General features: G+C 52.1%; 11 protein-coding genes. 6 read left to right on the forward strand and 5 right to left on the reverse strand.

The features are described from left to right. Positions 1 to 42: 42 nt before the first annotated feature. The 4 genes from qoxD to qoxA are packed head-to-tail and all read right to left on the reverse strand — an operon-like array spanning position 43 to position 3,941. A complete protein-coding gene (gene qoxD, locus NST04_RS27235) occupies positions 43 to 336 on the reverse strand; it encodes a cytochrome aa3 quinol oxidase subunit IV (RefSeq protein ID WP_036731442.1) in 294 nt (97 codons plus the stop codon). A 1-nt stretch (position 337) separates the two neighbouring features. After that, entirely contained in the window at positions 338 to 934 is a 597-nt protein-coding gene (gene qoxC, locus NST04_RS27240) for a cytochrome aa3 quinol oxidase subunit III (protein WP_036693560.1), read from the reverse strand. Beyond that, the gene (gene qoxB, locus NST04_RS27245) at positions 931 to 2,880 is read right to left on the reverse strand and encodes a cytochrome aa3 quinol oxidase subunit I (protein WP_076157033.1); all 1,950 of its coding nucleotides are present in this window, start codon (positions 2,878 to 2,880) and stop codon (positions 931 to 933) included. The genes qoxC and qoxB overlap by 4 nt, the downstream gene beginning before the upstream one ends. A gap of 44 nt (positions 2,881 to 2,924) precedes the next feature. Continuing rightward, complete coding sequence (gene qoxA, locus NST04_RS27250; protein WP_341187065.1) at positions 2,925 to 3,941, reverse strand: cytochrome aa3 quinol oxidase subunit II; 1,017 nt, start codon at positions 3,939 to 3,941, stop codon at positions 2,925 to 2,927. A 499-nt stretch (positions 3,942 to 4,440) separates the two neighbouring features. Here qoxA and NST04_RS27255 point away from each other — a divergent pair, with 499 nt between their 5' ends. Beyond that, the gene (locus NST04_RS27255; protein ID WP_341187066.1) at positions 4,441 to 5,595 is read left to right on the forward strand and encodes a polysaccharide deacetylase family protein; all 1,155 of its coding nucleotides are present in this window, start codon (positions 4,441 to 4,443) and stop codon (positions 5,593 to 5,595) included. Positions 5,596 to 5,691: 96 nt separating this feature from the next. Here NST04_RS27255 and NST04_RS27260 read toward each other — a convergent pair whose 3' ends face one another. Next, complete coding sequence (locus tag NST04_RS27260; RefSeq protein ID WP_341187067.1) at positions 5,692 to 6,309, reverse strand: TetR/AcrR family transcriptional regulator; 618 nt, start codon at positions 6,307 to 6,309, stop codon at positions 5,692 to 5,694. 155 nt (positions 6,310 to 6,464) lie between these two features. On the opposite strand from NST04_RS27260, the gene NST04_RS27265 reads away from it, so the two are divergent. The 5 genes from NST04_RS27265 to NST04_RS27285 all read left to right on the forward strand — a co-directional run bounded on the left by NST04_RS27265 (position 6,465) and on the right by NST04_RS27285 (position 12,094). Next, the gene (locus NST04_RS27265; protein ID WP_341187068.1) at positions 6,465 to 7,913 is read left to right on the forward strand and encodes an MFS transporter; all 1,449 of its coding nucleotides are present in this window, start codon (positions 6,465 to 6,467) and stop codon (positions 7,911 to 7,913) included. A gap of 192 nt (positions 7,914 to 8,105) precedes the next feature. After that, positions 8,106 to 8,495: a GntR family transcriptional regulator gene (locus NST04_RS27270; protein ID WP_341018873.1), complete on the forward strand. Its 390-nt coding sequence runs from the start codon at positions 8,106 to 8,108 to the stop codon at positions 8,493 to 8,495. Continuing rightward, positions 8,488 to 9,390 (forward strand): ABC transporter ATP-binding protein, encoded by a 903-nt coding sequence (locus NST04_RS27275; RefSeq protein ID WP_341187069.1) that lies wholly within the window; start codon positions 8,488 to 8,490, stop codon positions 9,388 to 9,390. Before NST04_RS27270 ends, NST04_RS27275 begins: the two co-directional genes overlap by 8 nt. Next, positions 9,365 to 11,371: a DUF6449 domain-containing protein gene (locus NST04_RS27280; protein WP_341187070.1), complete on the forward strand. Its 2,007-nt coding sequence runs from the start codon at positions 9,365 to 9,367 to the stop codon at positions 11,369 to 11,371. Before NST04_RS27275 ends, NST04_RS27280 begins: the two co-directional genes overlap by 26 nt. A 201-nt stretch (positions 11,372 to 11,572) precedes the next feature. After that, the gene (locus NST04_RS27285) at positions 11,573 to 12,094 is read left to right on the forward strand and encodes a mismatch-specific DNA-glycosylase (RefSeq protein WP_341187071.1); all 522 of its coding nucleotides are present in this window, start codon (positions 11,573 to 11,575) and stop codon (positions 12,092 to 12,094) included. The last annotated feature ends 120 nt before the right edge of the window (positions 12,095 to 12,214 follow it).

Genomic DNA, 12,214 nt, shown 5'->3' on the forward strand with positions numbered 1-12,214 from the left:
AGATTACTAGAAGGAGCATAACGCCCCTCTGCTTCTTACAGGCTAAGCATACCAGCCCCATACGAAGATGAACAGGGTGCCGAAGATCGTGACCAGAGCCACGAACATGGCGTATGCGATGTTGATATACAATTCTTTTTTGGAATCGGCCGATTCTCCGATGTGCATGAACACAAACAGCTGCAAGGAGGCCTGTATGAGCGCTGTAACCAGCAGTACAACCATATTGGCACTGGAGGACAGGTCTCCGTAAATAACGATCAGTGCAGCGGCAGAGAGGACCAGAGAGGCTACATAACCCATCACATGCTTAATTGGGAATAGTTGCTTCATCATGTCACATCAGTCCTTTCAGGTAGACGAAGCTGAAGATAAAGATCCAGACCACGTCTAAGAAGTGCCAGAACAAGGAGAAGATGAACGTTTTGTTAGCGGTAGCGGGCGTAATGCCGCGCTTCCACAACTGAATCATAATGCCAATTCCCCACAGCAGACCGAAGCTGACGTGAAGACCATGCGTTCCCAGCAGGATGAACAGACTGGAGAGGAAACCGCTGGTCTGCAGCGTAGCTCCTTCATGCACATAAGTGAAGAACTCGTCGATTTCGATACCGACAAAAGCCAGACCCATCACCAGCGTAATCGCCATGAAGACCATCATGGCTTTCTTGTAGCCATGCCGCATGGCATGGACAGCCAGACCGATGGTGAAGGAGCTTGACAGCAGGAGGAAGGTCTCCATCAGCACCGGGCCGATCTCGAACAGCTCGCTGCCGCTAGGTCCGCTGGCATAGCGGTTAACCATTACGAAATATACTGTGAACAGCGTAGCGAAGAGAGGGATCTCGGCTCCGAGAAAGACCCAGAAGCCGAAGATCTTGTTACTGTTCTCTTCCGTTGAATATTCGAGCGGCTTGGACGCATCTATTTTCATACAGTCTCACCCCGCATCAGTTTCTTTTCTGTAGCTGCAATCTCTTCTACAGGAATGTAGTAGCCCTGGTCCTTATCGAAGGACATGAAGGCCAGCACGACCAGGATTCCAATCCCGGAGACAATCGCCGGAATCCACATGCTGAATACCAGGAAGAAGCCAAGGAAGAAGAAGACTACACCGAGTATGAACGGCTTGCCGGTATTGCTTGGCATATGAATCTTGGTGTATTTAGTATCTGTATACAGCGGAATATTCTCGTGCTTCGCAGACCATAGAGCATCGCGCGTCTCAACCTTAGGCACAATGGCGAAGTTGTAGAGCGGGATCGGACTGTGCGTAGCCCATTCCAGTGTCCGGCCATCCCAAGGATCGTTGGTTGTATCTCTTGGCATATAGCGGGTACTCCAGTAAATATTGTAGACCAGGATCACGAAGCCGATGGCGAGCCCGACGGCCCCGACGAAGCTCAGCATATTGAGCGGACCGAAGCCTGATTCCTCCGAGTACGTATACATACGCCGCGTCATTCCCATCAGACCCAGGAAGAACAGCGGGAAGAAGGTTACGTTAAAGGAAATGATGATCCACCAGAAGGCATGCTTGCCCAGCCGTTCATTCAGGCGGAAGCCGAACACTTTAGGGAACCAGTAGTGGAACCCGGCGATGACAGCGAACACAGCACCCGGAATCAGCACGTAGTGGAAATGCGCAACCAGGAACATCGTGTTGTGATACTGGTAATCGGCGCTGGCCATCGCCAGCATGACACCCGTTACCCCGCCGATCGTAAAGATCGGGATAAAGGCCAGCGTGTACAGCATCGGGGTCGTGAAGGTAATCCTGCCCTTTCGCAGGGTGAATAGCCAGTTGAATATTTTGACCCCGGTAGGTACTGCTATGGCCATCGTTGTTATCGAGAAGAAGCTGTTGACCATGGCACCTTGACCCATCGTATAGAAATGGTGCGCCCATACGAGGAAGGACAGGAGCGAGATGATCAGCATACTGAATACCATGGAGGTATAGCCGTACAGGTTCTTCTTTGAGAAGGTGGCGATAATCTCACTATAAATACCGAACGCCGGAAGGATTACGATATAGACCTCCGGATGTCCCCAGACCCAGAACAGGTTGGCCCAGAGCATATCCATCCCGCCGTTGGCCATCGTGAAGAACTGGGAGCCGAAGAGGCGGTCGAACATCATCATGGCCAGCGCTACGGTAAGAACCGGGAAGGCAAAGACGATAATAACGTTGGTGATCAGTACGGACCAGGTGAACATCGGCATCTTCATCAGCGTCATGCCTGGTGCGCGCATCTTAAGAATCGTTACGATAAAGTTAACCCCGGTGATCAGCGTACCGATACCGGATATTTGCAGAGCCAGAGAGTAGTAGTTGTTCCCTACGGTCGGGCTGAATTCAAGACTCGCCAGCGGGAAATATGCTGACCAGCCCGCATCCGGCGATCCGCCGATGACGAAGGAAATGTTCAGCAGCATGGCGCCCATGAAGAAGAGCCAGAAGCTGACAGCGTTCAAACGCGGGAAGGCAACGTCCCGTGCACCGATCTGCAGCGGAATGATTACGTTCATCAGACCGATGATGAACGGCATGGCCATGAAGAGAATCATGATCAGACCATGGGTGGTGAAGACCTCATTGTAATGCTGCGCATCGAGGAATTTCATTTCCGGCGCAGCCGTCTGCAGACGCATCATCATCGCATCTACACCGCCGCGGAACAGCATCAGCAGCGCCGCGAGGATGTACATGATCCCGATTTTTTTGTGGTCAACCGTGGTCAGCCATTCGCGCCACAGATAGCCCCATTTCTTGAAATAGGTAAGCCCTACGAGAATCCCGATGGTTGCCAGTGCAATACTGATCATGGCCCCGTATATCAAGGGTTCGCCGTGAACCTTAAATTTGTCTAAATCCATTAGGGTAGCTCCTTTCAGTGTGTTGCATTAAGCTCTTCAGAGAGCTAGTGTCCTTCGTGTGTGCTTTCATCCACAGGGGAGCTTGGCAGCGGCTGATCGACTTCCGGATCAGGCTTGCTGTCGAATTCCGTTCCGCTGGACGGCTCGGGAGACGGATGGATTTCCTTGTTATCCTGATGCTCCGGATTGCCGTTGTCCATATCCATCTCCTTGCCGCCGCCGCTCATATGCTCGCCGTGGTCTCCAGGAGGCGGGCTGAACTCCAGATGGGTGGAGGAATACGTTTTGCGTCCGAGGTAATCCGTGGCCAGCAGGCCCTTGAATTCTTCCTCAGTCAGCTTAGGCGCAGTTTCCTTCACTTCCTTCACCCAGTCCTCGTAACCCTTGTTACTCAGGACAAGTGCTTCGAATTCCATGTGAGCGAAGCCTTTACCGCTGAAGTTGGCATTCTTTCCGATATAAGAGCCTTCTGTATCAGCGGAGAGATGAAGCGTTGTCAGCATGTCGCTCATGGCGTACTTTTGCCCGGCAAGCTGTGGAATCCAGAGACTGGTAATGGTGCCGAATGAGTACATTCTGAATTCTACCGCACGATGCACCGGCATATTTACGTAGTTAACGGTCTCGATCCCTTCCTCAGGGTAGCTGAAATGCCATTTCCAGTTGGAAGAGGAAGCATAGATGACCAGCGGAGTCTGATCTTGATAGTCCGCAGCCACATTCTCTACTTCGTTAGTCGTCTTAACGGTAACAACGGACAGGAAGGCTACGATGATTATCGGGATGATAATCCAGATGGCCTCCAGTACCTTGTTGCCTTCCTCATGTTCAGGGATGTAGCCCTCATTACTCTTCTTCGCACGATATTTCACCAGTACAAAGATATACAGAATGTAGACAACAGCCAGAACCCCGAGCATCACAAGAATAGAGAGCAAGATGGTGTCAGATAACGTCCTCGCAGACGGCCCCTTCGGGTTCAAAACAGCGATTGAGCTGCATCCCGGCAGGAGAAGGATCAGGCTTAGAAACAAAGCGTATAACGGTCCCTTTTTCTTCATATAGAACTCCTTCCTTCAATACTACTTTTCATTCGCCGTTCATTAACGGGAGTACATTGATCTGTATCTATAGTAAGAACTACTTACCCATAATGCAAAATACATATTTTGTATAAATATATAAAATAGACCTTAAAAATGGCGAACAAGTTAAATATGTGTGAGCAATTTGTTACAAGTACATAAGGGTATGATAAAGATCACAGTAGTGGCGCGCTTTAGCTAATTTTAAGGTTGTTCAATTTTTGTTCAAAATTCCGATATTGTTATTAATTTTGTCACAATTATTCTGGGCCAAAAACCGCTGATTTAACCGTATAACACCTGCTGTGACAGCATTCGACGAGAATTGCGTGCTTTCTGAAAATAATGGCGAACCCTCATTTATCATTGCATAAGGGTAACAATTTTTTAGCTTCCGGTTACAATCTCTCAAATTACGTTAAAAGTATATATGATAAAGTGATAGACAAATATACATAGATTGGAGACTGCTGCTGTGCGCATCAAGAAAATTCTGCTCTTATTCATGTCTTTATTCCTAATTATGGGGCTTGTGCAGGTCCCGGCTAACGCCAAAGCTACTAGCACTACACTTAAACTCGGAGTCAACGATAAATTAAGTGCGATTGAAGCTGTCTCTGTGAAAGGCACCTATTATGTACCGCTGCGTGCACTTGCGGATGAGCTGAAATGGACCCTTACCGGCCTGACGAACGGGATTCACGTAGCCGGCGGGACGGGTTCGCTTACCCTGCTGAGCAAGGACGGAGGTGCGGTGCTGAAGGACGGCACAACCGTGCCTATGGGCACTTTTGTGCAGGACGGCAAACTCATGGCTCCGCTGAAGGTCAGCGGGTACCTCGGGTATAGCATTTCCTATGCGGGAGATAAATATTTACTTCGTGTGAAGGACGGCTCGGCGCAGCTTACTGATGCAGCGTTTACCGATAAATATGCTGCCGACCTGAAGCCGAAGGCTCCGGTGGCTCCAACGACTCCTGCCACTCCGGTCACTCCCGGTGAGCCGGGCAAACCGGGCCGGACCGTATATCTGACCTTCGACGACGGCCCGTCGGCAACAACTGGCGAACTGCTGGATATCCTGCACAAATATGACGTACAGGCGACCTTCTTCATGCTGGGGAACAATATGAACCAGCATCCCGCCCAGGTGAAGCGGATTGCCAAGGAAGGCTATGGCTTAGCTCTGCATGGTGTGACCCACCGCCAGGAGAAGTTCTATGCTTCCCCGGCAGCGGCGCTTGCCGAGATGTCAGGGGCCAATGCAACGCTGAAGAAGCTGACCGGAGTCAGCACTACTCTGATCCGTACGCCATACGGAAGCAAGCCGTATTTCACCAAGTCCTTCCGCGATAAAGTCCTGACGCAGGGCTATCATCTCTGGGACTGGAATGTGGATTCCTATGACTGGAAATACAAACAGAACAGCGACAGAATCTATAACACCGTGATGGATCAGGTGAACAAGCTGAAGGCGTCCAAGACCAATCCGGTCATTCTGATGCATGATCAGAAGGCAACACTCAAGGTGCTGCCGCGTATTCTGGAGAAGCTGAAGAAGGATGGCTATACCTTCAAGCTCATTACGAAGGATATGGAGCCGCTTAATTTCTGGAAGGATAAACGCTGATTACTGCGATAGCAACAGCAAAGAGCAAGCCCGGGAGACAATCTGTTCCCGAAGGCTTGCTCTTTTTTGCGAAAAAATGTATAGAAAACGCTGCTGTTACTTGTACAGATATTGCACCAGCATATGAACCAGCTCTGACTTCAGCCGGTCCACAGCGATCCGCTGCGGCGAGAAGGAGATGAAGTCCACAATCGCGCTCACAGACTCGAACACAATGATTGATGCAGCCTCCGTATCTTCCGTCTTCAGTTCATCCTGTCCCATCTGAAGATAGGTCAGCGTCTTAAGACGGCCGGCCTCGTACTGGGCATCCATCAGCTGCTTGATGGCCTCATCGCTGTGATACATAATGTTCAGATCCTTGTGATACCCGATAAAAGCTTTATGCGCGAGCAGAAGCGTGTCTATCAGATGCAGGATCAGGTCCGTGCGCTCAATCGTATTGAAATTAATCTCGGCCATCGACCGCTCGACCTCAGTCATCAGCTCATCTCCGTACATGTGGAGCACTTCAATGAACACGGCTCTTTTATCCACGAAATAGGAGTAGAAGCTCCCGGTCGACACCCCGGCCGCAGCTGCAATCTCCTTCGTGTTCGTCTGATGGAAACCCTTGTCTGAGAACAATTGCATTGCGGCCCGGATAATGGCTTCCTTCGTTCGTATACTTCGCTCCTGCTGCGGAGTTCTAATCTTGTCCTCTGTTTCACTCATATCGTAAGGTCCCCCTCATAGTACAAATTGTAGTGGAGCGGTTTTACGCTGTCAATAAAAGCTGAACTCAAGTTCATTTTCTGATTGACAAATATGAACTGTGGTTCATATAATCTGAATATGAACTCTATTTCATATTTCAGGAGATGAACAAGATGGGGATTGGAATGCGCAGAGCTTTATCCTTTACGGCGATTGTGCTGGGCTTTTTCATGGCGCTGCTGGATACGACCATTATTAATATTGCCCTGCCGGAGATGACCCGCCAGTTCGGGGGGAGTGTGTCGCAGGTATCCTGGGTGATGAACGGCTATAACCTGGCATTCGCCGTATTCATCCTGACTGCCTCGCGTCTGGCCGATCAGTTCGGACGGAAGAAGGTGTTTATCATTGGCGTGGGGCTGTTCACACTGAGCTCCCTGCTGGCCGGACTCTCCACTTCCCTTGGCATGCTGATTCTGTTCAGGATCATTCAAGGCTTGGCGGGCGCCATTATTGTGCCGGTTACCATTCCGCTAAGCACCACTACCTTCCCCAAAGAAATGCACGGGCTGATTATAGGCATCTGGGGGGCCGTCTCGGGAGTGGCTGCAGCAAGCGGTCCGGCACTTGGCGGAATACTGACACAGAAGCTGAGCTGGGAGTGGATTTTTTTTGTGAACGTACCGCTTGGGCTGCTAAGTATAGGGCTGACGGCTTTGTTCATTCAGGAGTCACGGGATGATTCAGCAGGGCGGTCCATAGACTATGGCGGAATGCTGGGGATTACAGGAGGGATGTTCTGCATTACATATGCTCTGATTAAAGTGCAGGATTACGGCTGGAGCTCACGTATGTTCCTGGGGCTGATGGCTGCGGGGGTGTTGTTTTTGGTGTTCTTTTTTCTTACGCAGTCTAAGGGGAAGGAGCCGATGCTGCCCCTGTCCCTGCTGAAGATCAGGGCCTTCAACAGTACCTCGGTATCGATGATCGTGCTTGGGGCGGCGCTGATGAATATTTCGCTGCTGACCTCCTTTTATCTGACCCGGGTGATGGGGGTACCGGAGCTGAAGGCAGGGCTGGTCCTCTCAACTATGGCTTTAGGCTCCATCGCCAGCTCGGCTGTATCCGGGCCGCTGTCTGCGAAATACGGCAGCAGTCTGTTCGCCGCAGCGGGAATGGTGCTGATTGGCGGTGCCACCTATTCCATGAGCGGACTAGAGGCCGATTCTACGCTGGGTGCGGTGATGCTCCGGCTTGCAGTGACCGGCTTCGGCGTGGGGCTCTCGATGGCGCCTGTGATGTCATCGGCGATCCGGGTCGTTCCTGAAGATAAGGTAGGTATAGCCTCTGGGGTGACGAATATGGCGAAGGCGCTGGGGAGTGTGCTTGGTGTGGCCATCATCGTCACTGTGCTCCAGCATAATACAACCCAAGAGCTGAGTGCGGCGAACTCCGCAAGCACTAAGGCAGGGACCGTGGCAATAAGGCAGCAGCAGGCGGCTGTGGATGCGTTCAGTCAGACCTATAAGTTCGCAGGCTGCCTGCTGCTCCCGGGTATAGGCGCTGCCCTGTTCAGCGATGAACGCAGACAGCGGCGTAGCAGCAGCGTTCATGTTCAATAGAACAGTCCCGCTAAGCAATCATAACCCCCCATCTGTCCATAGCAGGCAGGCGGGGGTTATTTGCGTGATACGTTAAAACTAGACAAAGTAAAAGTTAATGATTGACATTAACCTTCAACTGTATTAATAATAGTAGTACAGTTAATACACTATGATACAGTAGCCGGAGTATCAGATGAAAGGAGGACTGTCATGTTCGAGTTGGATGTACGCAGCCGCAAGCCGATCTATGAGCAGCTGACCGACAAGGTCAAAGAGATGATTATGCACGGGATTCTGCGGGCGGATGAACAGCTGCCTTCGGTAAGAGCGTTATCCTCACAGCTCACGGTGAACCCCAATACGATCCAAAAGGCTTACCGGGAGCTGGAGCGTGAGGGATATATCTATTCGCTGCAGGGCAAGGGCAACTTTGTAGCCGCCATGCAGCAGGAGCACAACGAGAGCAAGCGGGCAGAGCTGAAGACAGAGCTGCTGCGGCTGATGGCGGAGGCGGTCTATCTCGGATTTACGGAGAGCGAGATCAGTGCCTTGTACCGCCAGTCGCTGGATCAGAGAAGAGAGGGGAACAGCCATGATTGAGATACGCGGGGTCAACAAGATTTTTCAGGGGGATAAGGCGGTTGACAATCTGTCGCTGACTGTACATAAAGGCGCTATTTACGGATTGCTGGGATCTAACGGGGCAGGCAAAACCACGCTTCTTAAGATGCTTGCCGGGATTTACAGTCCTGATGCAGGCACGGTCAAGCTTGGCGGACAGCCAGTCTACGAGTCGCCGGAAGTGAAGCGCAGAATGATCTTCATGCAGGACAGCCCGTACTTCTTCCCCCAGGCGACCATCCGGAGTATGGCAGCCTTCTACAAGTCCATCTACCCGGAATGGAGCCAGAAGCGCTATGACGAGCTGCTTGCCATGTTCCGGCTTGATCCCCGGCGCAAGCTCAGCCGCTTCTCCAAGGGGATGCAGCGCCAGGCAGCCCTTCTGCTTGCGCTTAGCTGCAGGCCGGAGGTGCTGATCATGGACGAGCCGATTGACGGGCTTGACCCGGTGATGCGCCGCCAGATCAAGAATCTCCTGTTCCAGGAGGTCGCCGAGCGTGAGCTTACGGTGTTGATCTCCTCGCATAATCTGCGCGAGATTGAGGATCTGTGCGATCATGTCGGCATTATGCATGAAGGGCGGATGCTGGTTGAGAAGGATCTGGATGATCTGAAGTCGGACACGCATAAGGTACAGGTCGCGTTCCGCGATGAACGCCATGCGGCTGCGCTGGAATCCATCCTGCAAATCCTCCACCGGGAGGAGCGGGGAAGTGTCAGGCTGTATATTGTCAAAGGTGAGCGGGAACGAATCAGCCAGGCCTTCCATGTCTATGATCCGTATGTATTCGATCTGCTGCCGCTGACGCTGGAGGAAATCTTTATTTATGAAATGGGAGGTGCCGGTTATGACGTACAGCCGATTATTCTGTAACGCCAGCCTGATCCGTCAGAACCTGCGCCAGCATGGGTGGATTGGAATTCTGTATACGCTGGTGCTGTTATGTCTCATTCCGCTGCAAATGTTCACTTATAGTGATCTGACCGGGGAGCGTGTGCAGATTAGCAGCCTGTTCAACCTGGGTGCTGATGTAGCGCCTGTCATTATGGCTTTTCCGGCGATTGCCGGGCTGTTCCTGTCCCGTTATCTGCAGGCCAGAATGGCCTCGGATCTGATGCACAGCCTCCCGCTGCGCCGCTCGCATCTGCTGTCTTCCCACATGCTTAGCGGTTTGCTTCTGCTGCTGCCGCCGATATGGATCACGGGTGCGATTACAGCTCTGGTTCAGCCTTTGAGCGGCAATATGTACATCTACCATATATCATACGTTTGGGATTGGTGTCTGATCCTCACGGTGCTGAACCTATTCCTGTTTGTTTTCACTATGTTTGTGGGGATATGTACAGGGCAGACCATTCTTCAGGGTGTAGCGGTCTTCATTCTGCTGCTGCTGCCGTCGGCTCTTCTGGAGTTTATTAATGTGCATCTGAATCGTTATCTGTATGGCTACTTGAACGGGTCCGGACTGCCGAGTCTTTCTAATAAAGCTTGGTCGCCAATTCTGCGGATGATGGATATGTCCTATACGATTTTCAGCTATAAGGAGCTGTGGGTCTATGGCCTTCTAACCGCTGTGTTCCTGGCGTTGTGCTTCGTACTGTACCCTAAGCGTCATAGCGAGAAGGCCGGACATGCGGTAGCCTTCACCTACTTCGATCCGCTGTTCAAAGCGGGAGTGATGCTGTGCAGTATGCTTGTGGCTCTTGCCTATATTGGCGGCGACAAGCAGGGGGCGGGCTGGATTATCGGCAGCGTCCTGGCCGGAGGGCTGATCGGCTATCTTGCCGCAGAGATGGTACTCCGCAAAAGCTGGCATATCCTAACCCGCAGGCTGCCGCTTGAATTCGCTCTGTACAGCGCACTGCTGGGACTGCTGCTCTATGTTCCTGTATCCGGCTTAACCGGATATGAGAACCGGGTTCCGGCGGGTGATAAGGTGGCTGCGGTATTCGCCGGAGGCAATTATGAGCAATTAACACAGCCGCAGGGGGATGAGAACTCCAAAGTCCTGGTCGATGATATCCGGTCCAAAGACCCGAAGTATATCGAAGCAATAACCGCACTGCACCGGGCTGTCGTCACGGCGAGACCGGAACAGCAGAGGAATGTGTGGGACGACAGCTACTCTTCACGGGTCCGCTTCGTACTGTCTTACCAGTTGAAGAATGGAAGGACGCTGCAGCGGATGTATTTGGTTCCGCGGGCAGGCTTCGAGCCGGAGCTGAAGGCGGTTATGGAGCATGCAGATTACAAGCGCGAGCGCTACCAGACTTACCGGATGAAGGAGAATGTGGAGAGCATCTGGCTCGGGAACCTGAACAAGGCGGTCACTATTTCCGACCCGCAGGAGGTTCAGGAGTTCAAGGACATTCTAACTCGGGAAATACTGAATATGTCCTACGAGGATCAGTTTTCGGATCAGCGGGCACGGGCTGCTATCCGTGTTAGACTTAAGCCGGATCAATACGGAAACAGCGTCAATTATTCCTATGACTGGTTCCCCTCCTATCAGGAGCTGGGGGCTTGGCTGGAACAGAAGGGCTATGCCGCCAAAATCAAAATTACTGCAGCGGATGTCGTATCCGCCGAGATGTTCAGGGATATCCATCACAGCGAGCTGCCTTCCGGGATGAGGTATGATCCCGAGACCCGGATGAACTTAGCCCGAAATGAGAGCCGGCTAGTCGAGATTACAGACAAAACCCTGATTAACGGCATTCTGGAGCACCGGCGCAATTTCACCCGCGAAGAGGGGAAAGTTGTGGTGAGAATGAAGTATAAGGAAGGAACGATTAATTTTATTTCGCTGGAGGAGCAGGAGATGTCTCCGGCGCTGAAGGCGCTTCTGCCTTAGGCTGCTCATGTTGGAGTAAGCCGGTAGTATGCGATTCCCCCGTTAATGGATGTATGTCCGTTAATGGGGGATTTTTTTGTTTGGCCCGAATGTTGCTTCAGGTGTGCCTGATGACATAGCATGGGTATATTAAGAATAAGTTGGCGCAATTATGCGTACAAAGGCGCGCCATGCGGCTGTGATCGGTAAGGAGGGATAAGCATGGAAGAGGTACGGGATCATCTGGATCACGGACTCCAGATTGTCTTCATCGGATTCAACCCCAGCATCCGCTCAGGGGAATTGGGGCATCACTACGCCAATCCGCGAAATAATTTCTGGCGTATTCTGCATAAGTCCGGTCTGACGCCGCGGTTATATGAGGCCTCCGAGGACGGGGAGCTGCTGAAGCTGGGGTACGGCTTCACCAACATCGTCGCCCGCCCCACCGTAGGCGCTGAAGATATCACCCGGGAGGAGTACGCCAAGGGCCGTGAGCTCCTGCGGGCCAAGCTGGAGGAATACCGCCCGGAGATTGCCTGCTTTGTCGGCAAGGGCGTGTACACAGAATTCAGCCGCAGAACTACAGCCGCCTGGGGCTTCCAGGAAGGCATTGCTCCGGTGGTGGACGGAGTCCGGGAGTTCGTTGCTCCATCCTCCAGCGGCCTGGTCCGCATGCCGATGCCGGAGATCATCGGAATCTACTCGCAGCTGCGTGACTTTACGGGGGAGCAGGAGCCTTGAAGCCGGGCCCGGGATCTGGTACATGGGTAACCGGCTTAAATGTATGCGGAAAACAGCATACATTTGTTGGCACGCAAGCATGTGGCTCGAATGTATGCGAAAAACAGCATACATTTGCTG

Origin of the sequence: Paenibacillus sp. FSL H7-0756, from assembly GCF_038006765.1 — a bacterium.
In the GTDB taxonomy this organism is placed as follows: domain Bacteria; phylum Bacillota; class Bacilli; order Paenibacillales; family Paenibacillaceae; genus Paenibacillus_AQ.

Bases quoted from the DNA above. Each gene is read 5' to 3' on its own strand.
- NST04_RS27270 (WP_341018873.1), top strand. From the start codon at position 8,106: ATGTTCGAGTTGGATGTACGCAGCCGCAAGCCGATCTATGAGCAGCTG.
- NST04_RS27285 (WP_341187071.1), top strand. From the start codon at position 11,573: ATGGAAGAGGTACGGGATCATCTGGATCACGGACTCCAGATTGTCTTC.
- NST04_RS27280 (WP_341187070.1), top strand. From the start codon at position 9,365: ATGACGTACAGCCGATTATTCTGTAACGCCAGCCTGATCCGTCAGAAC.
- qoxB (WP_076157033.1), bottom strand. From the start codon at position 2,880: ATGGATTTAGACAAATTTAAGGTTCACGGCGAACCCTTGATATACGGG.
- NST04_RS27275 (WP_341187069.1), top strand. From the start codon at position 8,488: ATGATTGAGATACGCGGGGTCAACAAGATTTTTCAGGGGGATAAGGCG.
- qoxD (WP_036731442.1), bottom strand. From the start codon at position 336: ATGATGAAGCAACTATTCCCAATTAAGCATGTGATGGGTTATGTAGCC.
- qoxA (WP_341187065.1), bottom strand. From the start codon at position 3,941: ATGAAGAAAAAGGGACCGTTATACGCTTTGTTTCTAAGCCTGATCCTT.
- qoxC (WP_036693560.1), bottom strand. From the start codon at position 934: ATGAAAATAGATGCGTCCAAGCCGCTCGAATATTCAACGGAAGAGAAC.
- NST04_RS27265 (WP_341187068.1), top strand. From the start codon at position 6,465: ATGGGGATTGGAATGCGCAGAGCTTTATCCTTTACGGCGATTGTGCTG.
- NST04_RS27260 (WP_341187067.1), bottom strand. From the start codon at position 6,309: ATGAGTGAAACAGAGGACAAGATTAGAACTCCGCAGCAGGAGCGAAGT.